This is a genomic window from Pseudoalteromonas sp. 1181_04, from assembly GCF_052850545.1.
The window spans coordinates 58,478-80,224 of record NZ_VXCS01000021.1; the positions used below are offsets into that span (position 1 = coordinate 58,478).

Annotated in this window: 36 protein-coding genes; 6 read left to right on the forward strand and 30 right to left on the reverse strand. The window is 42.5% G+C overall.

Going from position 1 to position 21,747, the window contains the following annotated elements:
- Nucleotides 1-51 precede the first annotated feature (51 nt).
- The 27 genes from FW757_RS17150 to FW757_RS17280 form a co-directional block, all read right to left on the reverse strand.
- Nucleotides 52-1,263 (reverse strand): N4-gp56 family major capsid protein, encoded by a 1,212-nt coding sequence (locus tag FW757_RS17150; protein WP_446441476.1) that lies wholly within the window; start codon nucleotides 1,261-1,263, stop codon nucleotides 52-54.
- A 9-nt stretch (nucleotides 1,264-1,272) separates the two neighbouring features.
- A complete protein-coding gene (locus tag FW757_RS17155) occupies nucleotides 1,273-2,292 on the reverse strand; it encodes a hypothetical protein (RefSeq protein ID WP_446441477.1) in 1,020 nt (339 codons plus the stop codon).
- 321 nt (nucleotides 2,293-2,613) lie between these two features.
- Nucleotides 2,614-3,012 (reverse strand): RyR domain-containing protein, encoded by a 399-nt coding sequence (locus FW757_RS17160; RefSeq protein ID WP_446441478.1) that lies wholly within the window; start codon nucleotides 3,010-3,012, stop codon nucleotides 2,614-2,616.
- 2 nt (nucleotides 3,013-3,014) lie between these two features.
- Complete coding sequence (locus FW757_RS17165; protein WP_446441479.1) at nucleotides 3,015-5,108, reverse strand: portal protein; 2,094 nt, start codon at nucleotides 5,106-5,108, stop codon at nucleotides 3,015-3,017.
- A 3-nt stretch (nucleotides 5,109-5,111) separates the two neighbouring features.
- The gene (locus FW757_RS17170) at nucleotides 5,112-6,845 is read right to left on the reverse strand and encodes a hypothetical protein (protein ID WP_446441480.1); all 1,734 of its coding nucleotides are present in this window, start codon (nucleotides 6,843-6,845) and stop codon (nucleotides 5,112-5,114) included.
- Nucleotides 6,845-7,558 carry a hypothetical protein gene (locus tag FW757_RS17175; RefSeq protein WP_145242601.1) on the reverse strand — a complete coding sequence of 238 codons (714 nt, stop codon included), beginning with the start codon at nucleotides 7,556-7,558 and terminating at the stop codon, nucleotides 6,845-6,847. Before FW757_RS17175 ends, FW757_RS17170 begins: the two co-directional genes overlap by 1 nt.
- Complete coding sequence (locus FW757_RS17180; RefSeq protein WP_089368074.1) at nucleotides 7,558-7,899, reverse strand: phage holin family protein; 342 nt, start codon at nucleotides 7,897-7,899, stop codon at nucleotides 7,558-7,560. Before FW757_RS17180 ends, FW757_RS17175 begins: the two co-directional genes overlap by 1 nt.
- The gene (locus tag FW757_RS17185) at nucleotides 7,899-8,390 is read right to left on the reverse strand and encodes a hypothetical protein (protein WP_446441481.1); all 492 of its coding nucleotides are present in this window, start codon (nucleotides 8,388-8,390) and stop codon (nucleotides 7,899-7,901) included. Before FW757_RS17185 ends, FW757_RS17180 begins: the two co-directional genes overlap by 1 nt.
- A complete protein-coding gene (locus FW757_RS17190) occupies nucleotides 8,387-8,812 on the reverse strand; it encodes a DUF5675 family protein (RefSeq protein WP_446441482.1) in 426 nt (141 codons plus the stop codon). The genes FW757_RS17185 and FW757_RS17190 overlap by 4 nt, the downstream gene beginning before the upstream one ends.
- A 63-nt stretch (nucleotides 8,813-8,875) precedes the next feature.
- Complete coding sequence (locus FW757_RS17195; RefSeq protein WP_446441483.1) at nucleotides 8,876-9,433, reverse strand: hypothetical protein; 558 nt, start codon at nucleotides 9,431-9,433, stop codon at nucleotides 8,876-8,878.
- A gap of 156 nt (nucleotides 9,434-9,589) precedes the next feature.
- Nucleotides 9,590-9,913, reverse strand: a complete 324-nt coding sequence (locus FW757_RS17200) for a hypothetical protein (protein WP_446441484.1) — start codon at nucleotides 9,911-9,913, stop codon at nucleotides 9,590-9,592.
- Entirely contained in the window at nucleotides 9,903-10,133 is a 231-nt protein-coding gene (locus FW757_RS17205; protein ID WP_446441485.1) for a hypothetical protein, read from the reverse strand. Before FW757_RS17205 ends, FW757_RS17200 begins: the two co-directional genes overlap by 11 nt.
- On the reverse strand, nucleotides 10,120-10,305 hold the full coding sequence (locus tag FW757_RS17210) for a hypothetical protein (RefSeq protein ID WP_446441486.1): 186 nt from the start codon (nucleotides 10,303-10,305) through the stop codon (nucleotides 10,120-10,122). The genes FW757_RS17205 and FW757_RS17210 overlap by 14 nt, the downstream gene beginning before the upstream one ends.
- Before the next feature lie 214 nt (nucleotides 10,306-10,519).
- A complete protein-coding gene (locus FW757_RS17215) occupies nucleotides 10,520-10,795 on the reverse strand; it encodes a hypothetical protein (protein WP_145242615.1) in 276 nt (91 codons plus the stop codon).
- The gene (locus FW757_RS17220) at nucleotides 10,792-11,352 is read right to left on the reverse strand and encodes a hypothetical protein (protein WP_145242617.1); all 561 of its coding nucleotides are present in this window, start codon (nucleotides 11,350-11,352) and stop codon (nucleotides 10,792-10,794) included. The genes FW757_RS17215 and FW757_RS17220 overlap by 4 nt, the downstream gene beginning before the upstream one ends.
- A gap of 1 nt (nucleotide 11,353) precedes the next feature.
- On the reverse strand, nucleotides 11,354-11,617 hold the full coding sequence (locus tag FW757_RS17225; protein ID WP_145242619.1) for a hypothetical protein: 264 nt from the start codon (nucleotides 11,615-11,617) through the stop codon (nucleotides 11,354-11,356).
- A 1-nt stretch (nucleotide 11,618) separates the two neighbouring features.
- Nucleotides 11,619-11,831 (reverse strand): hypothetical protein, encoded by a 213-nt coding sequence (locus FW757_RS17230; RefSeq protein WP_446441487.1) that lies wholly within the window; start codon nucleotides 11,829-11,831, stop codon nucleotides 11,619-11,621.
- Nucleotides 11,828-12,208, reverse strand: a complete 381-nt coding sequence (locus FW757_RS17235) for a RusA family crossover junction endodeoxyribonuclease (RefSeq protein ID WP_446441488.1) — start codon at nucleotides 12,206-12,208, stop codon at nucleotides 11,828-11,830. The genes FW757_RS17230 and FW757_RS17235 overlap by 4 nt, the downstream gene beginning before the upstream one ends.
- A complete protein-coding gene (locus FW757_RS17240; RefSeq protein WP_446441489.1) occupies nucleotides 12,205-12,507 on the reverse strand; it encodes a DUF1364 domain-containing protein in 303 nt (100 codons plus the stop codon). The genes FW757_RS17235 and FW757_RS17240 overlap by 4 nt, the downstream gene beginning before the upstream one ends.
- 6 nt (nucleotides 12,508-12,513) lie before the next feature.
- Nucleotides 12,514-13,113, reverse strand: a complete 600-nt coding sequence (locus FW757_RS17245; protein ID WP_446441490.1) for a DUF1367 family protein — start codon at nucleotides 13,111-13,113, stop codon at nucleotides 12,514-12,516.
- Nucleotides 13,114-13,425, reverse strand: a complete 312-nt coding sequence (locus FW757_RS17250; RefSeq protein ID WP_446441491.1) for a hypothetical protein — start codon at nucleotides 13,423-13,425, stop codon at nucleotides 13,114-13,116. It abuts the gene before it with no gap.
- Complete coding sequence (locus FW757_RS17255; protein WP_446441492.1) at nucleotides 13,412-13,657, reverse strand: hypothetical protein; 246 nt, start codon at nucleotides 13,655-13,657, stop codon at nucleotides 13,412-13,414. The genes FW757_RS17250 and FW757_RS17255 overlap by 14 nt, the downstream gene beginning before the upstream one ends.
- Nucleotides 13,654-14,073 (reverse strand): hypothetical protein, encoded by a 420-nt coding sequence (locus tag FW757_RS17260; RefSeq protein ID WP_446441493.1) that lies wholly within the window; start codon nucleotides 14,071-14,073, stop codon nucleotides 13,654-13,656. Before FW757_RS17260 ends, FW757_RS17255 begins: the two co-directional genes overlap by 4 nt.
- Nucleotides 14,074-14,076: 3 nt before the next feature.
- Nucleotides 14,077-14,643 carry a hypothetical protein gene (locus FW757_RS17265; protein WP_446441494.1) on the reverse strand — a complete coding sequence of 189 codons (567 nt, stop codon included), beginning with the start codon at nucleotides 14,641-14,643 and terminating at the stop codon, nucleotides 14,077-14,079.
- On the reverse strand, nucleotides 14,640-15,536 hold the full coding sequence (locus FW757_RS17270) for a replication protein (protein WP_446441495.1): 897 nt from the start codon (nucleotides 15,534-15,536) through the stop codon (nucleotides 14,640-14,642). The genes FW757_RS17265 and FW757_RS17270 overlap by 4 nt, the downstream gene beginning before the upstream one ends.
- Nucleotides 15,537-15,661: 125 nt before the next feature.
- On the reverse strand, nucleotides 15,662-16,315 hold the full coding sequence (locus FW757_RS17275; protein WP_446441496.1) for a hypothetical protein: 654 nt from the start codon (nucleotides 16,313-16,315) through the stop codon (nucleotides 15,662-15,664).
- Between the two features lie 2 nt (nucleotides 16,316-16,317).
- The gene (locus FW757_RS17280) at nucleotides 16,318-16,527 is read right to left on the reverse strand and encodes a hypothetical protein (RefSeq protein ID WP_446441497.1); all 210 of its coding nucleotides are present in this window, start codon (nucleotides 16,525-16,527) and stop codon (nucleotides 16,318-16,320) included.
- A 96-nt stretch (nucleotides 16,528-16,623) separates the two neighbouring features.
- On the opposite strand from FW757_RS17280, the gene FW757_RS17285 reads away from it, so the two are divergent.
- The gene (locus FW757_RS17285; protein WP_446441498.1) at nucleotides 16,624-16,944 is read left to right on the forward strand and encodes a hypothetical protein; all 321 of its coding nucleotides are present in this window, start codon (nucleotides 16,624-16,626) and stop codon (nucleotides 16,942-16,944) included.
- On the opposite strand, the gene FW757_RS17290 is transcribed toward FW757_RS17285, so the two are convergent.
- Genes FW757_RS17290 through FW757_RS17300 form a run of 3 tightly spaced genes read right to left on the reverse strand, consistent with a single transcriptional unit; the run spans nucleotide 16,945 to nucleotide 18,114 of the window.
- A complete protein-coding gene (locus FW757_RS17290; RefSeq protein ID WP_446441499.1) occupies nucleotides 16,945-17,370 on the reverse strand; it encodes a hypothetical protein in 426 nt (141 codons plus the stop codon). It lies immediately after the preceding gene.
- A gap of 1 nt (nucleotide 17,371) precedes the next feature.
- The gene (locus FW757_RS17295; protein WP_446441500.1) at nucleotides 17,372-17,899 is read right to left on the reverse strand and encodes a phage regulatory CII family protein; all 528 of its coding nucleotides are present in this window, start codon (nucleotides 17,897-17,899) and stop codon (nucleotides 17,372-17,374) included.
- 11 nt (nucleotides 17,900-17,910) lie between these two features.
- The gene (locus tag FW757_RS17300) at nucleotides 17,911-18,114 is read right to left on the reverse strand and encodes a Cro/CI family transcriptional regulator (protein WP_446441501.1); all 204 of its coding nucleotides are present in this window, start codon (nucleotides 18,112-18,114) and stop codon (nucleotides 17,911-17,913) included.
- A gap of 79 nt (nucleotides 18,115-18,193) precedes the next feature.
- Between FW757_RS17300 and FW757_RS17305 the strand changes: the two genes are divergently transcribed.
- The 5 genes from FW757_RS17305 to FW757_RS17325 all read left to right on the forward strand — a co-directional run bounded on the left by FW757_RS17305 (nucleotide 18,194) and on the right by FW757_RS17325 (nucleotide 21,742).
- Nucleotides 18,194-18,835, forward strand: a complete 642-nt coding sequence (locus tag FW757_RS17305; protein WP_446441502.1) for a LexA family protein — start codon at nucleotides 18,194-18,196, stop codon at nucleotides 18,833-18,835.
- Between the two features lie 29 nt (nucleotides 18,836-18,864).
- Complete coding sequence (locus FW757_RS17310) at nucleotides 18,865-19,056, forward strand: hypothetical protein (protein ID WP_446441503.1); 192 nt, start codon at nucleotides 18,865-18,867, stop codon at nucleotides 19,054-19,056.
- Nucleotides 19,057-19,253: 197 nt separating this feature from the next.
- Nucleotides 19,254-19,550, forward strand: a complete 297-nt coding sequence (locus tag FW757_RS17315) for a hypothetical protein (protein ID WP_446441504.1) — start codon at nucleotides 19,254-19,256, stop codon at nucleotides 19,548-19,550.
- Between the two features lie 4 nt (nucleotides 19,551-19,554).
- Entirely contained in the window at nucleotides 19,555-20,490 is a 936-nt protein-coding gene (locus FW757_RS17320; RefSeq protein WP_446441505.1) for a Rad52/Rad22 family DNA repair protein, read from the forward strand.
- A 4-nt stretch (nucleotides 20,491-20,494) separates the two neighbouring features.
- Nucleotides 20,495-21,742: a hypothetical protein gene (locus tag FW757_RS17325; protein WP_446441506.1), complete on the forward strand. Its 1,248-nt coding sequence runs from the start codon at nucleotides 20,495-20,497 to the stop codon at nucleotides 21,740-21,742.
- The last annotated feature ends 5 nt before the right edge of the window (nucleotides 21,743-21,747 follow it).

Sequence of the window (21,747 nt, forward strand, 5' to 3'; positions counted from 1 at the left end):
GTTATTACCTATTAATTAAGAAAAGGCGACCTAAGCCGCCATTAGTGCAAGTTATAGAGATACAGCAGTATCAAGTACCATTGTGCCGTAGTCGTTTACGCGACCCGATTTATCCGCAAAGCGAACTTTTTTACAGCCATTCATCCACACAATTGCGGTTTCATTGCCGTTATCATGATCCACTTTTTTAGTCGACATATGGAAGTGAGTGCCAGACTCGGCCTTACCATAGGCATTTGCAAGCGCTTGGCCGCCCAACAAGATAGCGCGGTCAATATCAGTACCGGCAGTAACCTGCTTAGTTGTAGCAAGCTTATCGTTGTTAGAGACAGTAACCGTGTCGCCCGCATAGAAGCGTACTGGCTTACGATATTGACGAACAAGAATGTTGCGCCACATGATCACATCACCTTTAAATACCGGGTGATTGAAACCTTGTCCGCGTTTAATTGCGCGAGATTGAAGCTCTTGCAACTTCTTATCAGTTGCAGAAGCCCATAAGTCACGCCATTGACGCGGTGTTACGAATAACAAGAAGAACGGCGACTCGTTAGCCATTTGATCCGCTTCAAAACTAATGTGCTTCATTGGATTAGATTGCTCTTCCAAAATAAGCGCTAAGTCGTCCAGCTTTTCAAGCGTCATAATATCTGCTGAATCAATGCTTTCTAAGCTAGTCGCATCACCACCAAAAACATGACGGTCATACGTTGGCGCTGTGACTTCATTAACCATGATTTCTGCAAACTCTTCATGATCATCAAGCGGCACGATAATATCGCTTGGCGCAAACGAACCACGTGCACCGGCTAAGTGATACATCGCGACTTCATCTTTCAGATCGTTGTAGTAGTTACCTAGCAACGTTTTAGCTGTAGTAAGCAGGTTGTGCTTAGTACGCTTTTGCGACATTTTACCGCCGCTGTCTACCATTTTACGGCCTTGGTCAATGCTCAATTCAAACACTGTTTTGCTTAAGCTTTCGCCTCGGCCTTCCAGTTTTTTATCGCCCATTGTTGGCAAGCCGTTCAGGTTGTGAAATAAATCCATTTCAACCGTATCACCGGCTTGGCTTTGCAGGTCATTGATCATGACTACAGGCGCGCCCTTTTCAGTTTGCTTTTTACCCTGTGCCATATCTTTTTTTGCTGATTGCGGTGCTGCGCCAGTTAGCATGTTCACAAACGTATTCATGCGTCGTGTGTGTGTAAATAGGGCAGCGCCAAACGCTTTGGCTGCTTGTGCCTTAGTAATCGTACTCATTTTAATTTCCTAGAGAAAATCTGACGCGCTCTCTAGCAGGGCTTCAACTTGCGCCTCTGTCATACTCGCCATTTCAGCCGTGATCGTACCGGCATCTTTATCGAGTAAGTTGGCCTGCGAATTTAAGTCGTTTGCTTGTGAGCCTACGTCAGTGGGGGTATTTGGAATTGGTGCAGCAGTGCTATCGCTTGGCTTAGGTTTGTGTTGTTCGCCAAACGCACTCTGAACACGCTTTTCAACTTCTTTAAAGCGCTCTGCAACCGTTTTGCTTGCAAACGATGGGTCGTTAGCGAGTTTGCTATCAATAACTTGTGCCATATCCCACTTGTCCGCGTCATTTGTTCGCCACTGCTTCAAGTGCTGTGACTGATCAAATGCTGCTTGCACATCGTCTTGTGCTGGCGCTTGCGGTTCTGGTTGGGCTTTGGTGCCGTATTGCTGCATTTGGTTTGCTAATTCGCTTACCAACTCGCCTAGCTCTGGATATTCATCCTTGATACGATTCATTAACTCAGGATCTTTCAGCATTTCACCAGGTAACTTGCGCGGATCCATTCCAGCCTCTTTAAGCTGTGTGCTGTGTAGTTCTGCTACACGCTTGGTCTCTGCAAATTGGCTTTCGAGCTCTGCTTTTTCTTTAGCTAGTCGTTCGCGTTCAGCTTCGGCTGCAGTGGCACGTTCACGCGCCTGTGCTAGCACTTCATACGGCAAGCTGTGTTGACCGTTTTTACTGCTAACGTCCGTTGCTTCTACGTAATACTTACCATCGATTTCAACATAACCCTCTGGCACATCACCTTGCTTGCCCTCTTCGGCTGACGGTGCCGCTTCTACGTCTGTTTCAGTTGGCTTGCTTTCCTGCTTTGGCTTTGAATCTACATGTGGAACTTCTACTTTGGCTTCTACTACAGGCGCTTCTTCGCCATCTTCGTTACCAAAAAGCGTGTCACCATCAATATCAAGACCGGCTAGTGCCGCCTCGATTTCTTCATCAGTGCCATTTGCTAATATCTCGTCTAGTTCATCCACGTTGTTACCCCATCGACCATTTAACGCATGGTTACGAAAATTAAAATTTAGGCGTATCGCTGCCCCTGCGAATTTTGTGCATCGCACAAAAAAGCCGCCTCTGATTGCTCAAAAGCGGCTTTATTTCTGCGTAGCTAAATCTTATCTGTATGGTTTGCGAAGCTTTACATTAAAACCTCCCTAGCTAATTGCTGTTACCCTCTGCCCTTTAGTGTTATACGATGTGGGCTTTTTAACATCGTGAGTATGTTTAATCGTTGCCGGCTCAAACGCTGGCATTATGTATTTTAAAAACCAGTGTTTGAGTAAGTTCATATCTTGTTACCCTGCGTGAATAGCTTGCTGTACAACGGTATGAAACAGCGCATCTTTTACTTGCTGCTTTTCTGGTAAGTGGTGAAAAGGCTTTAATTGTTCATGTGTTTTGCTTTTAATTGAACGCTTTTGGCCGAACTTCCAACCAGCGACAATCATCTTTGCTAACCATGCGTCATGCCATGCAGATACTTTTGATTCAGGGTTGAGGATTAAGAAAGCTACTTGCTCAATGGTATTGTCTTTGTCTTGTTGCTCTAGCTCACCCCAAGGCTTAACAGTGTCACGCATTACAGATAGGTAAGAGCGGTTAGTTTCATGGCACATTTTAGCCACTGCTTTTATCTGCTCCATGTGTTCAGCAGGAATATGGTCCAAACTTTCTAATTGCTGTGTATCGCTCATTGCTACACCTTTATTGAATCGAGTTGTTGTTGAATATTGGCTCGTACTGTTGATTTCATTGCCGCTACTTCGGCATTGCTGCGGCGAACCTCAGCTAAAATCTTTTCAGTTTCAGCGATCAACTTATCGTCTTTCACTTCTTCTGTTTCAGTACGCTTCTGAATTTCGATGATCTTGGCTTTCAGCTCTTCGCGTTTAAGTTGAAGCTCTTCTAATTTGCCTTGGATCTCTTCCATTTGTAGCTGCTCCATGGCCTGTGCTTTTTCAGCTTGGGCTTGGGCTGCGGCCAACTCTTCTTCGCTCATATCTTCTTGAGGCTTAGGAATGTTCAATGCCTGACGTAGCGTTGCTATAAACTCTTCTTTGTTTGGCAAGTCCATCAATTCAACAAACATCGGCATTGCTGCGGCTTGCGCTTCTGGCGGTATTTGGCTCATAACGTTGCTTAAGAGCGTTGCTTGCTGCTGGCGATACGTTGGCGTTGCTTTAACTGGCGCGAGCGCTATATGGCCTTTCCAACGCGCAACATCATTATTGCGTTTGCCATTTTCGTTAGGCTCATTCAATACAATTTGCTTGCGCTTAGCTTTGTCATCGCGATTAACTGTTACCTGTACATTGTTTTGCGGCTTTAAATCTTCGATGTTATATGCAAGGACCAGCTCACCCACTTTATTGCGTGAGTAATGAAAGTTATCGTTAATTTCTGCGAGTGTTGTAGTTCCTTGCTCAACTAAGTTAGCGATAGCAACACCTGACGTTGCATTGCTGTCTTGTCCTAGCATCGAGTTGTAAACGCCTGCCGTGTCCTGTATCAGCTTCATGTCGTTTTGCATGAGATTGAACTGCTGCGCTGCGATACCTACGTCATTTTGAATGCTGATTGCATCAGAGGCTTTAGTTTTGTTCTTTCGCTCAGGATTAAGCGGAATATAACCATCTGGTTTTTCAACTTCTTCTTTTAATCGCTGATCACCCAACTGCGTTGCATCTTCATCAGCAATGATACGGCGGGCTTGTAAAAGGTAGTTCAGGCGAATAACGCGCATGTTAATCCCGTCTTGCGCTGGCACCATGCGGCTAATTAGCCCATAAGGTTCGCCGCTTGCATCTTTTTGGTAACCGATAAATGGGATCAAGTTGTACATGCCGTCTGGCGCTTCGCTTGGCCTGTCAATAATTCGATGTGGCCCAACGAACCACGCTTCACGCACTTTAGGGAATGCGGCGTATTCCAGTTGAACGCGGCCGCTTTCTACCGCTGCCAAATGCACTTGGTTGTTCTTGTCGTACTCAATGACTTGACCATCACTTAAACGAATGATGTGTGCACGCTTCCATACTTTGTAGTAAATAACTTGCAGTAGGACGCGCTTACGTTGCTGATCTAGCCATTCGCTTGTTGCGCGGTTCCAGCTTTGGCTATCATGCCATGCAGAATGAAGCGCATGATCTTCTGTATGCTCTTCATCAACGGTGTTTAAGAAATCTTCCCACTGATTGACTGATTGCTTGAGTATTTCCTTGTGATCAGGGAACGTTGCAAGCGCTTCGTCTAACTCCATCCACTTCTTACGCATCATCCAACGTGCATCACTGCGATCAGCTTCTTGCGCATTCCAGTCCCACCAAACCTCGCGGCGATGAATGAATTTAACTCGGTATGGCGCAGCAAACGGAATAGGGTTTCTTGTCACTTCAACCCAACCAATACCTGCTTTCAACTGGCTTGCATACGCATCAGAGCAAGCGCGATCAGCATTGGTTAAGCGCCAAGTATCTTTAAACTTCTCGTTTAATGCTTTCGCTAGTTCTTCGCCCTGCTCGTCATCTGCAACAATCATTAAGTCAGAACGTGAACGCGCCTCAAGGCCAAGCACGCCGTCAATAGTAGGGCCTACCATATTGTGCACAATTTCAGGTTGGCCGCGATCTCTTAAAACTTTTCTAACAGCTTCGCTTAACTGATCACCGTCATAATAAGCACATGCTTTTGTTGCAGGCGTGCGCCAATCGGGTTGACTGTCAATGTCGCCCAATAGCGTTAAAAGCTTATCAAGCGTAAAGCCTTCTTTATTTTTTGCAAAATCAGCCATGTATTAACGTGCCATCCAATGATTAGGGTTGTGTGGTGCAGGAGTGTTATCTTTAATTAGTCGCTTAGGCATTCTTACGCGCATTTCTTGTGCTATTGCATAGCTCATTACTTGGTCATCAAAGCCGCCTGATTGTGCGCCCATGCGTCCTTTTTTATCGTAAACAAACGTATTGAGCTCATTGACTGTGCCGCGCCAAACTATCCCGTCTTTGTCGTGAGTAAGCAGCTCGTCTAGGCCACTTGTCAGAATTGGTTTTGATTGTGCGCTGGTATGCCAACCGACTTTTTTGGTTTCTTCGTCCGTATCTTCGCGATCAATGTGTTCTTCCGTGTAAATTCGGCTTGTTGGGTAAATATCAACAAGCTCTTGTAATGTCGCATGTCCGTGATTGTTACGCTCTACACCAATAAACGCTTTGTTATACATTAAGCCAATGTGTTTATTGATGTGAGCAAAGCGCTTGGGATCAATGTGACCAAACCAATGCGCTACTTGTCGCCCGTCCGATTTAGCGACAACGTCTAATGAGCTGCGATCGCCGTGTTCTAATCCTTCAGCAACATCGGCACCGATCGCATAATCTTCATCTTCGTCTGGCAATTCCCAAACGAGTAAGTAACCTAGTGTTGATTGCGCTAATTTGTCAGCAGCTTTAGATGACAGGTCCACTTTGCCATTCATCTTTTTCATTTTTCCTGTGTATGGTTCAACTTCATACACGATTAACGGCTTAACGCAGCGACCTTCTACGCGCATCAAATCATCACTATCAAATACTTTGCGGCCTGATGTTAAGAATGCCTCCATCGGTGTAGATGGGTATTCCTGTTTCATCTTGCCTTTTTGGTTGCGTTCCTTGCCTATGTACCAGCTAATTTGCTCGTCTGTGAGCGTTACGCCGTTGGCCGCTTCAACTGATTTAAAGTATTTAGCCTTTTCCTTTGTAAGTTTTAGTCCGCCCGTTGGGACTGGTGCAACGTACTTTGGATCATCAAACCAAGGGTAAAAATGAAACTTAAAATCTTGTGGTCCAAGCATTAAGCCTGACGCTAACAATTCCATCGCATCGACTGACATATCAAAAAAATTGCCGCTTGCGCCTTCCGCTGTTGACTCTATAAATATATAAGAGCCTTCATGCACAGCATTTAACGAGCCTGATTGAACTTCGTCTGCTCGTAGCGGATAGTTAGCGCATATCTTGCCGTACTCTGATACGTGTAAAACCTGCAGCGTTCCAGAACGAAACGACACGGCAACTCTAATCCATGAGTCGTTATTAAACTTTATCCCGGTGCCCGTTTTGCTTTTAACTGAGCGTTTGCCTGTTTTTAACCAACTTGGTAGCCGCTCATACGGGTAAAGTATCTTGGACGAGAATATTGCACCCGCTTCATCTTTACCCTGTGCGATCACCCCGCACTGACGATTGTCGTTAAACATGGCATGATCAAGAATAAAAACTTGAATAGCCGTGCTAAAACCTAACTGACGCGCTTTTAAGATGATGTTTAAAAACCACATGGTCATAAACAGCACTGTTTGCGCTACACGACAACGAAATAAAACCTCTTGGCCCTTTTCGTTAGCGATAATGTATAGGTTGTTAATGCGCCACCACCAGCAATCTAAGTAGGGTTCACAGCGCTCTAGCAATTCAACTTCATCTAGTTCAAAGCGTTCTTCTGGTGTTAACCAAGTGCTTTTGGGGTATTTAGCTAGTTTTGGCTGCATTATTGGCTAACAACCGTATCTAATCCGCCTGTGCGCTTATCAATGAAATTATCAAGTTTGCTAGTGCCGCCCGCTTCTTTACGTGCTTTAGCTGCTTCATGCTCTGCAATTTCTGCTTGATGTTTGCCGCGTTTAGTCGAATTGACTAGTGCTTTGGTTTGCTGTGATATGCGAGCAGTTTCTACAATCAGCTTGCCGCGAGCCAGCGTATCTGTTTCAAGATTAGATAATGTTTTAATTATTGACTCAACACGCTGGACGTTTCTATCAAGCGCATTCTCGGCTTTAAACATTGACTCATAAAGTCGTGTTCTTGCCTCATTGTCAGTGTCGGGATCATCTAATAGCTTTTGAATGCCATGAATAGCATCCATAACCATATGAATACGCGCTCTGCAAAGATCTAATTCATCTTCCAGTGTTGTTGCTTCAACAAGCTCATTCACATCATTATTAAAATATTTTGTGTAACCGCCATGCTTAACTAAATGCAGGTTTCTACTACCAGGCTTTACACCGGGCTTTTGCTTTCCTTCCTTGGTTTTACGCTCTTTCGCTTTTGGTGGTTTCTTTAAGTTGGCTTGAGGGAGTTTTATATATCGTCTGGCGGTCGCGTAGTTGATACTGTTACTTTCGCAAAATTCACGCGGCCCTATACCAGTTTCAGCATGCTCTTTTAGAAATAGCGCGCTTAAATCGTCCCATTTTGACACTACTTATCACCGTTACTGCCCTTAATGCCAATGCGATGCTGAAAGTAACGCTCTAGCAAAAAGATTGAACGGCCACCCATATGACCTGCGATACCTGCTGTAGCTGCAGTTATCGTTACTGACATACCAAGCTCTTGACATATAAGCACGGTGATAATTCCTGCAAAGCCACTAACAGCCCACTCACCAACTAATTCAACAATACTAAATGGTAATTTGTCATTTTTACGGCGGTTAATGTAATTCACAGTACCACCCCATACAGCAAGTAAAACGAACCAAACATAACCAAGACCAAGATCCAGTAAATGTTTGATGATTGGACCTGTCTCTTGTGGCATTAGGCTTTTCCTAGTTTAGCTTTGACAATGCGCTCGATAAGCGGCGTAACGTTTTTTATTGCTCTTTCGCCGAACAGAAAGCCAAGCACTAACAAATTAATAATCCAAAGCGCACTTTCTTGGGCATCAGATAATCCGCTCCATTTACCACTGAATATCATGAAATCCATGTATAGAGTTGAATAACCCCATATTGGACGTTGGCAACCGCGTAAAAAAAGCATTAAGGGACCAAGAACAGGTATTGTTTTGAGGTCTTTGGCTGTGCCTTCCAACTCAGCAATACGATTGTTAAACTCGGCCTGCGCTTCGTTCGTTAGCTCTTGGCCCTTTAATGCCTTCTCGTCTACTGCTTTTTGAATACGAAAGTCAAGCTCTGCCTTTTCCTGCTCGCTCATACTTGGCGGATAATATTCTTTAACAGCGTCAACAACTGACGAGCCAAAGCCACCGCTAAAAAAGTCTATCGCCTTTGTGAATATGTTACTCATGCGTTTACTATCTCCAGCGTTGTGGATTGACCATCCAGTAAATCCATTAATTTGTTAAACGTATTCTCACTATTGATTACTGCCCACTCTCCGCTAACTGTGCCTAGGCTTTCACCTGGCGCGATACAACCAGCTAATTGGCTCGCTTTGTTTGCAACATGCATTAGCACATGCGTTCTTTGCGACGGGCCATAACGAGTAACACCTAGCTTTTCTTGTTCAAGTGCGTAGCAATCGCCATAACGTGGACTTTCATGCGGCAAGAAGTCATAAACACCGATAGGAACACACGATACGTACCCTTCGTTATTCTTCCACTCACGCTCAACGGTGTAACAAAAGAACTTTCCATCCACATACAGCTCACCGAACGTACCAAAAATACCTTGTGGTGTTGGGAAGCGTTTAAGTAAAAGTTTCATATTGGACCTTTATTGCAGGCATAAAAAAACCCGCAATATGCGGGCTGTAAGCTTTAGTGAGGTTTAAAAACTAAACCCCAAATGAAAACTTGTAATCTCTCGTTGCTCTTGAATATCATCAAAGGACAATATCAGCTTAGCAATTCCTATTCGTCTTTTTAGTTTTTCGAGCTCATTAATATTAGGTACTTTTAATCTCAGTATTACGCAATTAGCATCTCGTGATAAGCCAGCAGGCTCGCTAATGTAGGTATGGATTATTTCAATGTTAGGGGATATGAAATTAATGTATTCGGGTATCGTTCTTTTTGATCCATTCGAGTCAATTATAAAGTCGACATTTAAAGCCGCGCCGGTTCCAAGATTTTGCACTGATAATTCATACTGAAAAATGTCACTATCGAATTCTTCATACTTACATAATATTGGTCTAACAGAGTTCATATACTGTTTTTCATTATGCCTAAGTCCATTATAGGCAAACCAAAAAGTAATCAATGTAGCGGTTAGTGCAATTAAATCACTCAACTTCACTTCAAATGAAAAACTCTGCCCTAAAATAACTCCCGAACAAATGCATAGCACAACAGCTGCAACTGTCATTAAATCTGGTTTTCGCATAAAACTCCCTCATGTTTATGAAGAAGAAATATTAACACGGCAACTCTAAATACAAAATATGGGCACAAAAAAATCCGCAAGCAACAAAACTAAGCGGATTTCTTCAACATGGAAAATAGTATATCAGGATTGGGGGGTTTGCAAGCTAATCAAATTTTAATCCAAGGCCGGTTTAGTCTTTTCGTTACGACTAATCCAATCAAAAAGTTCCGTTAACTTGATTTGAGCTTCTTGTTCATTCATTTCAAAGTCGTGAAGTGAATCCCAAATATGACTTAAAATACAGTAAGCCCGCTCATCAGGAATTGTATAATAATCGGTCCTTAGCATGGTAAATAAATTATCCCCTTTTTTATCCGACTCTTGTTTATCACGAGCCGTGCCCATTCCATCCATAACCCAGCCAGAATCAACCTTTTCCAATACTACCTTATTAAATAACTCTTGGTGTGAGTTCCATATTTCTAATTCAAACTTCATAATATTCCACCTTAAAATAAAATTTTAAATATCTTCCAAATTTTAACATGTCATTTTTTGATAAATATTTAACGCACACAGATTCCTTTTTTAATCCAAACTCTTCTGCGGCTTCATTTATCTCATCATTAGTTCCGCCCATTCTAGGGGAGTTATAAAGTTCAGTTAAAATATCTTCAAAATAATTAGGGTACATTCGAAATGTTTTAATACTTAACACTTTCAATCTTATCAGCCAAAGCACGAAGCTTGTAAGCAAGCGTTGCCTTAGTGTCGTTCTTATTGAAATACGCTTCTAGATGTTCTGATTCGGTATCTATGCGTAATGTGAAGTTACAGTGTTCGCCATACCCAACGGGGATGACTGTTAAGTTGGTAAGTTTATCTAGCATGGTTATCTCCTTATTTCATGCTTTTGCGCAGTCTTGTGCGCATTATGTTTGTTTTGACGTATTTAATCGCGCATTTGCGCAGTTGTAATATTATGATTCTATACTTGGTTTTTAAAATCAACAACTTATTGCTGCGCACTTTGCGCACTTTCTTTTATGGTTTGTGCGCAGTAAATGGACCTTGATTGTTGTAATGCAGGGATACCAGTATTTATCAATGCTTATCTTTCACTTCAACTTCTTCGCCTAAGCCTTCGATGATTGATTCAATTCTTTGCCTCAATGCTGAATCGTCGCCTTCACAGTCCAAAATGGCTTGCATTAAGTAGCAATTAACCTTGGTAAATGCAGATTTTTCTATTCGCTCTCTACTACGCATATACTGAGTGCATATCGAATCAAACTTAGCGGCAACTTCTGGAAGTGCTTTTTCTGCGTTGTGGCTCTTTAGTATGTCAGCTATACCGTATTCATCATCAACTTTGCTCATGCTACCTCCCCCATCTTTTCACGAATATTCTTAAAGATATCGCTTTCCCAGCCAGCTATTAGTCTTAACAGCTCTTTGGTTATTTCATCATGCGAGCTGGTATAGCTTTTCTTATCTATACCGATAATTTTGCATCGACTGCGGTTTGATACTGGCTTTCTGCCTCTGCCAAAGCATTTTATGCATATATCAGCGTTTATGTTTGTTGCTTTTTGCCCTGGCGCTAAACCGCTACCGTCACACTCGTTGCACACTGGCTGTACATACTCATAGATAGCTGACATTACAATGCCGTTGAGTGTTTCTGGCTTTACTTTAAAGCGTTTAATCTTAACGAATAACGTTATGTGCATTGTAAGTGAGCGTACAACTTTATTTAGTCGTGTTTCTTCCCCTACATAACGAAAGTAGGCCCAATTAGTTTGGCACTGTGGTAAACCAACAAGGGCATGCGCCGCTGTCCGCCAATCAATAACGTCTTGACCACTCCCCCCGAAAGTGCCAGTTAAATTAAGTGTTTTTGTTGTTAGCTTTGCTAGTAGTTTAACTGGCTGCATATTATAAATCCCCCTCGATTATGAGCTCTATATCGCCAGATATACAGTCATGCTCAACCAACACATTATCAGGTTCGTCTATAAAGCGAAGTCCTACCCTTTTAAGACTTTCTTTTATCTCGGTATATTCAAACCATTGTTCTTTCGGATCGGAATCGTCAATGTCAAACCTTAGATACACTCTACCTTTATCTGGGAGTGGTCTAATACATCCTTCAAGCTCAGTGCCTTTAACCATTTTTTTAACTTGTTCAAATATAGGCATATTATCTCACTCCCATACGCTTAAATATAGCGGTAACTTCTCTGTGTGCTGCTAGCTCTTCATCTGTTGCAAATGGCGGAATCGTTGTTAAACAAGGCCAAGACAGGTCGAATGTTTCTAGCTGTCCTGTTTTTAAGCTTGCGATGTAACGGGCTTGTTCTGCGTTCAAAAAATGAGCTTTAAACGCTTTCCATTTACTCGGCTTATCATTCATAGCTCTATTTCCTCTATGCTTAGAACTACCTTGCCGCCCTTGACTACTCCGCAATGAATCATGCGATAGTCTTTTATCTGCGTATCATCCAAATAAACACCGGCTTTTTGCAAAGCATCGAATAGAGACTTGCATAAGTTATCTATATCTCTACGGCGATTATCTGGCACATAGATATTCACCTCGATTTTTAAGTTGCCCTGTAGCTTTTGGTTGGCCTTTTGTTCTCGCACCAACCAAAATACATGCTCTGCAAATGCCTTTCCCTGATCACTTACTCTCGTTACTACCCGGCTTTTATTTGCTGTCACTCGTTTTACTGATGATTTCCAGTAATGATTAACTGTTGGTGGGTATGGCAATGTTAAATTAATCACTTCGCCACCTTCAGCAGTTCTTGCTCGAGTAAAAGCTTTTGTGTTCTTACCATGCCTTCATATGCATAAATCCGGTTATATCTCGGGTCGCCAAGCGGTGTTCTGCCGTCAATAACATCGTGACAGGCTGAGCATGCGTAAGTAGCGTGAATATCATCACACTTCTGGCCCATACCTGAGCCTTTGCCAACGTGAGCAAGTATTACCGTTTCCGGATTGTGATTGCATACACCTGGTATTCTTACTTGGCACTGTTGGCCGCGTGCGCTATTGCGTATTTTTTTGCTAATGACTGACATTGATTACTACCCCATTGCTATGAGTTGATTAATCGCGTTTTCTGCTTGTTCTGGATCATCAAATGTTTTTGTTAAGATGAAGCTCCAACAAACTGAAAATGCTTTTTTATAAAATGCTCTGAAATCTTCTTCTTTCATTGAATTGAAGTTGATTGATTTAGTTACTCGCTTAGTTCCGTTAGGAGTCAGTACCAAGTCATAAAGTCCAGCTTCTTCTTTTATCCATTCGTGTAGCGCTTCTTTAGATTTGTGAGGCACTTCAACGTTGCCGGCTCTGCGACTTTTTAGATCCTGCGCATACATATTTATAAATTGTTTTAAACCTTCTGAGTTGATCCCCTGCCTTTCGCCATAAGCCACCAAACCCTGAAAAACTTTTTTTTCACTAGGCCCAATTAGTCCACCAGCCGGTTGCCAATACTCAAGCGTCAAACCTATTAATCCAGCCCAATAAAGGCGGTGAAACTCTAATGCCCTAGGGTTCATCTTTATTGCGTTAACTTTATAAGCGCTGCCTACTTTCCAGTTTGATACTATTTCAATATCAATATTGGCTGCAGGCATAAGCGCACCATCAGCACGCTTAACTAATGCGACTTCACCCATCTACGCAACCTTGCTACATTGGGCTGGCGAACTTGGCTGACTCGCATTTGCAATTTCTTCTTTATGCGCGATCATTAGCACTTCTGCGGTTGCTGCAATTAGCGAATCTCGTAATTCCCTAGGCAAGTTGTAGCGCTCTGTAATCACCGTTGTCGATTTAACTAACAACTCAGTCGCTTTATTAATATTCGGCTGCTGTCCATTAGTAATAGCTTTAGCTGCATGGTTTTTAGCTGCAGATAAAAAACCATCGCTGATCAGTTCCCCTGTTGCTGATAGTTGCTGCATAGTGCTTTTTTTAATTGCTGACATTGATTTTTTCCTTTTTGATTTTTACTTTAATGACTTCATAATCTGCATGGCATGTGATCGATTTCATGCTTGGGTATTCCCACCAACTAGGGTGGGGACCGGCAAAGTACAAAGTGCGATTATTTTCACTTCTAAAATTTCCAACTTGGAAAATTATCGATGCTATTCCACCACCGCCTATGCAACTCGTTACCAAGCAGTATTCGCCTGTTTTAATTTCTCTTAGCTTCATGCTCTAGCCGCCTTAAATGTTTTTTCAAGTTCAGCATTAAGCGAATAACCCTGATTAGCTGGCACTTTGTTTGATTTAAAGTTGCCCGGATTCGCTTTGATGCTACTCATCGCTGCCGCCTGCCTGTTTTGACTGTGCGCTTTGTTACGCTGTGCGTATTTACCTTTAGCCGCCTCTTTTTGGTCCTTGATGTACTGCGGAACACTATCAACACCATGCCCTTTAGCATGCCTTGCCATTGCACGGTTACCTTCTGCAACTGCAAACCACGTTTGCTTAGGTGATGGATTACTTATCCCTTCAAGTGCTGCGGACTTTGCTGCTTTTGCATCTGATAAAGCGTTTTGGTAATCGCTACCAAGTATTTGCTTGAGTGCGCGAATAAACTCTTTCTGATCTTGCTCATATGACTTCATGAGCTACCCCACGTACTTCAAATAAGCCGGTTGCGCGGTATGCTCAATTTTCAAAGGGATTGGGCTTAACTCATTCTTTCCGTATTTATCTGCAAGCTTTGTGTAGCGGTCTTTTGCCATTTTTTGCCAAGCTGTATCGGGTAGGTTTACTCGAGCTGCGGCTATTTGCTGGTTCAACCAATAAACTAAAGGCTCTGACCACTCCTTGCTTTTCCCGTAACTCTTGATGCGCTGCTCGTTTATCTCGCTCATACATTGCTCAAGCGTTGGCATGCCACGTGCCTGCAAGCATAAGATTTTAAATTCAATTGGGTTCGGTGCATGGCGCTCAGAGACTGACCTTAATCTTGCTAAGTCGAGCGCGGCACGAATTTCTTTAACCAGAAACTTCATACCAAAAAGCTGGTTTGCATACTCCGTTGCTGTCTGCTCTAAATTCCCACGCCAGTTAAAATCACTTGCTGGGTAGTAGGCTCTTAACGCTGGCAAAATTTCACCACCGATTAAACTTGCAAGCAATTGATCCGGGCAGCGCTGTAATTGATTGATAGTTGATATTTGATTATTCATCCAACCACCTCGTCATCATGAAGTTTAGGGATGTGAGCAACAGCAGCTTGCATTGCAGCCATTTGATCACCAACGTTATTGGATTGCCTGCTGTGGCTTACTGGTGATGGTCTATCCTGCTCTCGCGATAACCAGCTAACGATAAATCGAGGCATACCCCGCTGAGTTTTACGCCGTGTCGGGTTTGCGTTGCTCCACGAATACATTTCCCGAAGTTGCTGTAAAACGTTTACTGCTGGATAGGTTTCAGACCATTCATCAATCTGGCGTTGAGTTATTTCGTAGCGCTCATCTTTTTTATTCGTTGGTATCCATGCGATGGCCGGTTCAGAGCAAGGCTCTGAGCAAGAATTAACTTTAGTTAATTCCTTATCTTTAGAGTTATCTTTAAGTCTTTCTTTTGTATGTACTGTTTCAGTACTAGCATGTGTTACCGTTTCAGTACTACTAAGTGTTACTGTTTCAGTACTGTACTGTTTTGGTTTTTTGTTAGTACTGTTTCGGTAACACTTCTTAGGTTTGTGCTCTAACCATTCGCCTGTTTTTTTGTTGATTTCAAGTTCACCCTGAGTGCCGCCAGTACGAATGATCAACTTCATTTCAATAAGCTCATTCAATACTTCACTACAGCGTGCTCTAGGCATCTTTGTGAGCTCAGATAATTGAGAACCACTAATACGATCACGCTTTTTCTGAAAGCCATATGTCTTGCGTATAACCGCTAAAAACACTTTGTATTGCCGCTTAGTCATGTCATGACCAATCCCAGCATCTAGCAAATCGTTAGCTAAACGAGTAAAGCCATTCTCTAAACTTGCCACAGTAATAACCTCGGCCTGTTTTGTTTGGTCCTGCTTATCAGGAAACTTGTAAACTGGAGCTAAATTAGCCATAATTACCTCGATGAATTTAACCCGCTATCGTGCCGACCAAAGCTGATGCGGGTTTTCTTTTATCTGCGAGTTACATCAGCCTTTGCTGTAACTCGCGCCTCTTCTTGATATAGATACTTACATAATTATTTTGAAACCTGCTGACTCTGCACTTTTTCTTGCTCAGCCAAAGCACGCCAAGCCCTACGGCTTAGTTCAGTGTTACGTTCACGCAACTTATTAACTTCTTTTTGCAATCTACTAGTCTCCGCATAAGCGCCTTTAAGCTTTGCATTCAACTGTTCAGCATCACCCACACGCGCAAACAACTTCACTAAAATAAATTGCTCTCGCATTTGATCTGGTTCAAACCGGTTCTTGATTACCCAATCAGCTACGTCTTTGTAATAACGCTCGCCTGTGAATGGGCTAACGATGTGCTTTACATGACCGCGCTTGTTTACATACAAAAGCCCAAATTTATCGGGCAAATCTTCTGGCTTGATCAGGCCTTCTGGACACATGTAGTAACGCCAATTACCCATACCTGGCGTTTCACCGTTCCGGTGGGGCTTTTTCGCGTCAGCAAGAAAGTCAGAGCGAGACACTTTTACTTCAACCACAACAGAGCCATCATCAATATAACCAGCAGCCCTAAAGCCGATAGCATCAGGAACCTCGCCCGAATAACCAGAGCGAACCTCACTTACAGCAATGTGGCACCCATGACCACCACCACTACTTGGACGCTTTAGCCAGCGCACAGCTATATCGCATAAGTTTCTATGGTTAAGTTCCATACTCAGCGCCTAAACTGCTTACGCTTGATTTCAAATAACTCAGCGCAACCAATACATAAATTGGTTTTAATGGCCTTTTTACGGCCCTCGCTGATCTCAGCGCCACACTCAATGCATTCATCTGTTGGCACTACTTCTGGGCGCTTTAAATTCGCAATCTGGAGCGCTTCGTGGTGCTCCATTTCTTGCTGTGCGCTATCTGCTAAATCCATAAATAAAACCTAAAATTAAAACTGATTAAAAAGCGCCCTTTTGTCTGCTAGCATGCAAGTGCGAATTACTAAACCAACAAACAAAAGGACAACAACATGAAATTCGATATTTCTTCTTTTAATAAAATTGCAAAGCCACTTTTAAACACCCTTGCAGAGCAATTCCCATTACCCTTAACCATCAAACCTCAGAGCTATAATGAGCCTACTTTTGATCGTGAGCTTGATGGGCCACTGCTTGAACCAACGCTTCATTTTTTAGTTAAAAATAAATTTCTAACCACTATGGAAGTTAGAGCAGAGGGCTACACCGCCTACCTAATAACCGAAAAAGGCCTATCACTTCTAAATATTGACCTCATAAGTGAACTCAAAAAGACCCCTTCCGTTTACGAACAAGGTAAAGTGGGCTGCTAGCTATTTATTTGAAATTACTAAGCTGCTTACGCCAATGCCTTGCTTTTCCAACGCATAAGCAGCAACGTCTGACACAAACCCAACATAAGAGCGACTATGTAATCCATACAGAGTCGCCTCTTTTTCAATTAACGATGCAATTTCATCGACCTTGCCGTCATATCGGTTCCAGCTCACGATGCTTTTTTCGCGAAACTCTTCTGCTGTTAACCCTTTTTGATGCTCAGAAAGTAAATCACCCTCGCTATACAAAGGCTTGATTTGCTCAGCGTCAGCTAATGAGCAAACAGCTTTACCGTTACAATAAAAACCATCTTCTTCGTCATCACCTTTAAGCGCCTTTATAAAAACACCTGCACAGGCACACCCATTAAAAGAGAATGAATAAAACTTGCCATCAACCAGGTTTAAATTGTTATCGCTCATATTAAGCCACCTTTAGCGATGCAGAATTAACAGCAGCCGGCTCATTCGGATCAGGCCTAACCATTTGCTCAATTTCCGCATTTAGTTGGAGTGCAGTAGTAATAATTGAAAGAGTATTTTTTTGAATGGCATCAAAATCAGATTGAGTGATCACGCCTTTTTGTCGTGCAAGTCGGAAGGTTTTGGCAAAATCACCAATCGTTTCTTGTAGTTTTAGTACTTGATCAGCAACTTCTTCATCAGATAAGCCAACTTCCGGTAAATCAATTACCGTTTTACCCAGGCTATACGCCCACGCATTTAAAATACGGTGATCACCGGTAACATCACCAATAGCAACGGCTTGCTGCAAATTTAGATGGTGGCTATCAATGTTATCGTTAAGCTTATTGATCAATATCTTTTCACCAACGCCTATTTTTCGCGCAATATCAGATATATTGTGGTCACCAACAAGGCTCGCCGCCGCAGCCATGGGACAGCGAGTGCTTGGACGTGAGTTACACGTACTCATTTTAGATAAAAGCATTTATAGTTCTCCTATGCTGCTGATTTGGGTTGCTTACGGTTATAAAGATTTCGATCAACTTTTAGTTTGCCGTTTGTAATGGTTTGGATTTCATAAGCTCGACCCATTGGAATCACATCCTCCCATTGACTAACAGCGCCATGAGATAAATTAGTTAATTGTTTAACCACCTCAGTTGCAGAACCGAAGTGTGCGATAACATCTTTTCGGAGCATTTTTATAACCCTTAAATTATAGCTTTCTAAAATTGTTGATCTAAAGGAAACTAAAGTCAAGTGGGTTTATGATTTAGTCATGAATAAAGAAAACTTAAATCAGCGCATAAAGCGCCTAAGAAAATTAAATGGCTACACTCAAAAAGAGTTAGCTAAATACGTGGGCGTTTCTCATGGCTCAATCTCTCAGTGGGAATCTGAAATAACTTCTCCAAAAGGAGCGCAGATACAGCCCTTAGCGAAAGCTTTAAAAGTTGATGTTATGGAGCTACTTCAAGGAACTGGTTTTGCATCAAATATAGAAGCAGGGCCCGAGATCACGGGCACTGTTCCTCTAATATCTTGGGTTCAAGCTGGCGCATGGAAAGAAATAGAAGAGGTTAACTTTGTTTCCGAATCAGTTTCACGTTACAGAACCACTGCAAAAGTAGGCCCCAACGCTTTTGCCGTGCGTGTAGTTGGGGATAGTATGACGTCAACATCTGGGGGAAGATCTATACCTGCAGGATCAGTAGTCATTGCCGACCCTGATATTGAACCTCAAAGCGGGCGAGTAGTTATCGCCAGGTTAGATGATTCTAACGAAGCAACTGTAAAAGAGTTAGTTATTGATGCAGGAAGAAGTTATCTTCGCCCTTTTAATCAAACATTCCCAACAATAGCTATCAATGGGAACTGCTCAATAATCGGAGTAGTGAAACAAGTGATTCAAGACTTTTAGGATGCAGCTAATATTTATAAAGGTGTAATATGAATCAAAAAACAAGAAATATGATCACTGCAAGCGTAATCATTATTTTTATCGTGATTACAGCAATATACACTTATATCGAACCAAAAAATGCCGATGAATGCATATTGAATAATATCAAGGATGCAAAATCTGACACTGCTGCACAGCTCATTGCTAGATCTTGTCACAATTTATACTTAAAAGAATAACATTAGGCCCCTCTTGGGCCTAATGCCAACTACGACAGCAAACCCTTCAAAAATTCACAACCATCTATAAAATAATTTTAAATAATTAAAATAGCCTTTAAAAATTTTAGAAAGTTTAAATTTATGTTTGACAATTAATTTTAGATGTCTTAAATTTCACCTATTGATTTTAGAAAGTTTAAATTCCAGGTGATAACATGAAGTCCTTAACTAAAACAAACTCAGCTATATCGTTAGATGCAAAAGCACTTGTTGCAGCACTAGCAATTGAATCATTCAACTTTCGCGAGAACGTTTCAGTCAATGTCGTCACAAACGCGCAAAAGCCGTTTATTGATGTGTTTGTGTATATCAATGACGTTTCAGTTGAATCGTTCATGATCACATTGACTGACGATGATGCAGTAGAACAGCTTCAAGTCGCATTCGATAAAGTCCGCGACTACAAAAAGCAAGATAAGTCGTTTGCTCCACTAATCAAATTAGCGAGCTAAGACGATGGACGTTAAATCAGTAGCAGAAATTCAACGCCTATTAGCAGACCCGTTTGAAGAACACGACATTGAATGGCGCGTTCAACAAAGTGGCGTGTCTGGCTCAAGCAAGCCATGGGTAATGGTCATTCCTTACATCACCAACCGCGCTATTCAGCAGCGTTTAGATGATGTGGTTGGTATTGATAGCTGGGAAAACGTTTATACAGAAGCAGCCAGCGGTAAAGGCTACTTGTGCGGCTTAAAAATTCGGTTTGGTGATGAATGGATCACTAAATGGGATGGCTCAGAATATACACAAATTGAAGCGCTTAAAGGTGCTTTATCTGGCGCAATGAAACGCACAGCCGTTCAATGGGGTATTGGCCGCTACTTGTACTCACTCGATACAGAGTTTGCAGTGTGTGCACCGGTAGAAAGTCGCTTTAAAGCCAACGGCGAGTTTATAAGCATACCGCTTAATAAAGGCAATAAAGGTGGTCCACGAATGAATGCTGAATGGTTCCCGCCTACCCTGCCGGATTGGGCCTTACCATCAGCTAAATTCGACAAATACCTTGATGCCATCGAGCAAGCAACCAGCCTTGAAACGCTGCGCGAGCATTACAACCAAGCTTATAAATTTGCTGCCGCGTTAAACAATATAACGATACGCAATAAAGTGATTGAACTTAAAGATCGCAAAAAAGCCGAGTTAGAAGCGCAAGCGAGTGAAAACACCCTAGCTGCAAATAAGAAATTTATCACCTGGTTAAACACGGCCATTGCGGATCGCATAACCACAGCAGAAAACGAATCAGTATTAAACCTGAACCATAAGCACTTATTACAAGAGCTTAAGGGGCATTGCCGAGCAAACAAAGTAGATAGCAGTGACTTTGTGGCTCGCGTTAACCAAGCGCATCAAAACGCGCTAAATAAACTAAACCACGGAGTATAAGACTATGAGTACAAGCAAAGTTTCACCAGATAACAAAGTTGTGGCGTTGTTCAGTAATGTATTAACTGAAAAGGGCATTGAAGATCTGAGAAGTGAATTTCCAAGCGATCTAGTTTTTGACATGTCAGATGATGCCACATTTAAAGATGCAAGAAAAAAACGCACAAGACGAAATAAGCTTATAGAAGCGATCAGTCGAGCCAGAATAGACTATTCAAACGAGCTTAAAAATTACGCAGATGATCTGGAAAGCGATGTAACAAAAATATTTTCAGTCGTTGTTGATCCGTTTGAAGCAGAAGATCAACGCCGCAAAGAAGAAGCTGCACGCATTGCTAAAGAGCGTGAAGAGTTTTTAAATAATCAGCGCACTGAAATTTATGGTATGCGCTCTTTCATCGAACAAAGCAAAAATCAAAACTCACAGTTTATTGCAGACACTATTGAAGCCGTTGATCTAATTGAAACCGAATCATTTGATAAAGAGCTTATTCATGAAGCAATCGACACAAAAAAAGACGTGCTCGAAACGCTTAATAACATGTACCAAGCAGCAAAAGCCGCCGAAGCAGTTGAAGCAGAGCGCGAGCAATTACGCATCCAGCAAGAAGCAATTGAAGCAGAGCAGCGCAAGCAAGAACAAGCGCGTGTTATTGAGCAACGAATTGATAACTTACGCCGCGATCCAATGAACTACAAAGATAGCCCAAGCAGCACTATCGCAGCGCGTATCACTCAACTTGAAAGCTACACGCCACCTGCAAGCGACTTTGGCGACCGTTTAGAAGAAGTAAATCAGCTAAAACTTGAAGTTATCGAAGAGCTTAAAGACCGCTTGGAAATGGCGCAATTCAAAGAAGAAAAGCAGCAACGCCAAGCTGACGCACAAGCCGCAGTTGAAGCACAGCAACAAGCAGCGCAAGCCGATTTAAACGCGCAGCGCAACGCAGAACATCAAGCAATTGAAGCCGAGCAATCAAGCTCAATCCCTCTTGAGCAGCAAGAGCATGAAGCGCTAACCGAAGTTAACCGCATGTTAGGCCAAAACGAACCGCTATTAGGTGAGTCGTTCAAATCGCCAGTGTTTGAAAACGCAGGGCCGATGACAGGCTATCAACCACTTTCACAGTGGCCAAGCAGCCAAGACCGCGCAGAAAGCGAAGAGCTAGACCGTATCTGCGACCAACTTGATTTAGCTGAAAGCTATATCGAAGTGTTAGAGCAGCGCTTAAACAAAGCGATAGCCGCTTAATTGCA

What these genes read in the sequence shown, in the direction of transcription:
- FW757_RS17230 (WP_446441487.1), bottom strand. Translation starts at nt 11,831, where the DNA reads ATGAATGATAAGCCGAGTAAATGGAAAGCGTTTAAAGCTCATTTTTTG.
- FW757_RS17290 (WP_446441499.1), bottom strand. Translation starts at nt 17,370, where the DNA reads ATGAGCGATAACAATTTAAACCTGGTTGATGGCAAGTTTTATTCATTC.
- FW757_RS17280 (WP_446441497.1), bottom strand. Translation starts at nt 16,527, where the DNA reads ATGGATTTAGCAGATAGCGCACAGCAAGAAATGGAGCACCACGAAGCG.
- FW757_RS17185 (WP_446441481.1), bottom strand. Translation starts at nt 8,390, where the DNA reads ATGAGTAACATATTCACAAAGGCGATAGACTTTTTTAGCGGTGGCTTT.
- FW757_RS17150 (WP_446441476.1), bottom strand. Translation starts at nt 1,263, where the DNA reads ATGAGTACGATTACTAAGGCACAAGCAGCCAAAGCGTTTGGCGCTGCC.
- FW757_RS17170 (WP_446441480.1), bottom strand. Translation starts at nt 6,845, where the DNA reads ATGCAGCCAAAACTAGCTAAATACCCCAAAAGCACTTGGTTAACACCA.
- FW757_RS17270 (WP_446441495.1), bottom strand. Translation starts at nt 15,536, where the DNA reads ATGGCTAATTTAGCTCCAGTTTACAAGTTTCCTGATAAGCAGGACCAA.
- FW757_RS17320 (WP_446441505.1), top strand. Translation starts at nt 19,555, where the DNA reads ATGGACGTTAAATCAGTAGCAGAAATTCAACGCCTATTAGCAGACCCG.
- FW757_RS17200 (WP_446441484.1), bottom strand. Translation starts at nt 9,913, where the DNA reads ATGAAGTTTGAATTAGAAATATGGAACTCACACCAAGAGTTATTTAAT.
- FW757_RS17325 (WP_446441506.1), top strand. Translation starts at nt 20,495, where the DNA reads ATGAGTACAAGCAAAGTTTCACCAGATAACAAAGTTGTGGCGTTGTTC.
- FW757_RS17285 (WP_446441498.1), top strand. Translation starts at nt 16,624, where the DNA reads ATGAAATTCGATATTTCTTCTTTTAATAAAATTGCAAAGCCACTTTTA.
- FW757_RS17240 (WP_446441489.1), bottom strand. Translation starts at nt 12,507, where the DNA reads ATGTCAGTCATTAGCAAAAAAATACGCAATAGCGCACGCGGCCAACAG.
- FW757_RS17250 (WP_446441491.1), bottom strand. Translation starts at nt 13,425, where the DNA reads ATGTCAGCAATTAAAAAAAGCACTATGCAGCAACTATCAGCAACAGGG.
- FW757_RS17190 (WP_446441482.1), bottom strand. Translation starts at nt 8,812, where the DNA reads ATGAAACTTTTACTTAAACGCTTCCCAACACCACAAGGTATTTTTGGT.
- FW757_RS17180 (WP_089368074.1), bottom strand. Translation starts at nt 7,899, where the DNA reads ATGCCACAAGAGACAGGTCCAATCATCAAACATTTACTGGATCTTGGT.
- FW757_RS17195 (WP_446441483.1), bottom strand. Translation starts at nt 9,433, where the DNA reads ATGCGAAAACCAGATTTAATGACAGTTGCAGCTGTTGTGCTATGCATT.
- FW757_RS17255 (WP_446441492.1), bottom strand. Translation starts at nt 13,657, where the DNA reads ATGAAGCTAAGAGAAATTAAAACAGGCGAATACTGCTTGGTAACGAGT.
- FW757_RS17225 (WP_145242619.1), bottom strand. Translation starts at nt 11,617, where the DNA reads ATGCCTATATTTGAACAAGTTAAAAAAATGGTTAAAGGCACTGAGCTT.
- FW757_RS17310 (WP_446441503.1), top strand. Translation starts at nt 18,865, where the DNA reads ATGAATCAAAAAACAAGAAATATGATCACTGCAAGCGTAATCATTATT.
- FW757_RS17315 (WP_446441504.1), top strand. Translation starts at nt 19,254, where the DNA reads ATGAAGTCCTTAACTAAAACAAACTCAGCTATATCGTTAGATGCAAAA.
- FW757_RS17160 (WP_446441478.1), bottom strand. Translation starts at nt 3,012, where the DNA reads ATGAGCGATACACAGCAATTAGAAAGTTTGGACCATATTCCTGCTGAA.
- FW757_RS17220 (WP_145242617.1), bottom strand. Translation starts at nt 11,352, where the DNA reads ATGCAGCCAGTTAAACTACTAGCAAAGCTAACAACAAAAACACTTAAT.
- FW757_RS17295 (WP_446441500.1), bottom strand. Translation starts at nt 17,899, where the DNA reads ATGCTTTTATCTAAAATGAGTACGTGTAACTCACGTCCAAGCACTCGC.
- FW757_RS17305 (WP_446441502.1), top strand. Translation starts at nt 18,194, where the DNA reads ATGAATAAAGAAAACTTAAATCAGCGCATAAAGCGCCTAAGAAAATTA.
- FW757_RS17210 (WP_446441486.1), bottom strand. Translation starts at nt 10,305, where the DNA reads ATGCTAGATAAACTTACCAACTTAACAGTCATCCCCGTTGGGTATGGC.
- FW757_RS17275 (WP_446441496.1), bottom strand. Translation starts at nt 16,315, where the DNA reads ATGGAACTTAACCATAGAAACTTATGCGATATAGCTGTGCGCTGGCTA.
- FW757_RS17165 (WP_446441479.1), bottom strand. Translation starts at nt 5,108, where the DNA reads ATGGCTGATTTTGCAAAAAATAAAGAAGGCTTTACGCTTGATAAGCTT.
- FW757_RS17260 (WP_446441493.1), bottom strand. Translation starts at nt 14,073, where the DNA reads ATGAAGTCATATGAGCAAGATCAGAAAGAGTTTATTCGCGCACTCAAG.
- FW757_RS17265 (WP_446441494.1), bottom strand. Translation starts at nt 14,643, where the DNA reads ATGAATAATCAAATATCAACTATCAATCAATTACAGCGCTGCCCGGAT.
- FW757_RS17300 (WP_446441501.1), bottom strand. Translation starts at nt 18,114, where the DNA reads ATGCTCCGAAAAGATGTTATCGCACACTTCGGTTCTGCAACTGAGGTG.
- FW757_RS17215 (WP_145242615.1), bottom strand. Translation starts at nt 10,795, where the DNA reads ATGAGCAAAGTTGATGATGAATACGGTATAGCTGACATACTAAAGAGC.
- FW757_RS17245 (WP_446441490.1), bottom strand. Translation starts at nt 13,113, where the DNA reads ATGGGTGAAGTCGCATTAGTTAAGCGTGCTGATGGTGCGCTTATGCCT.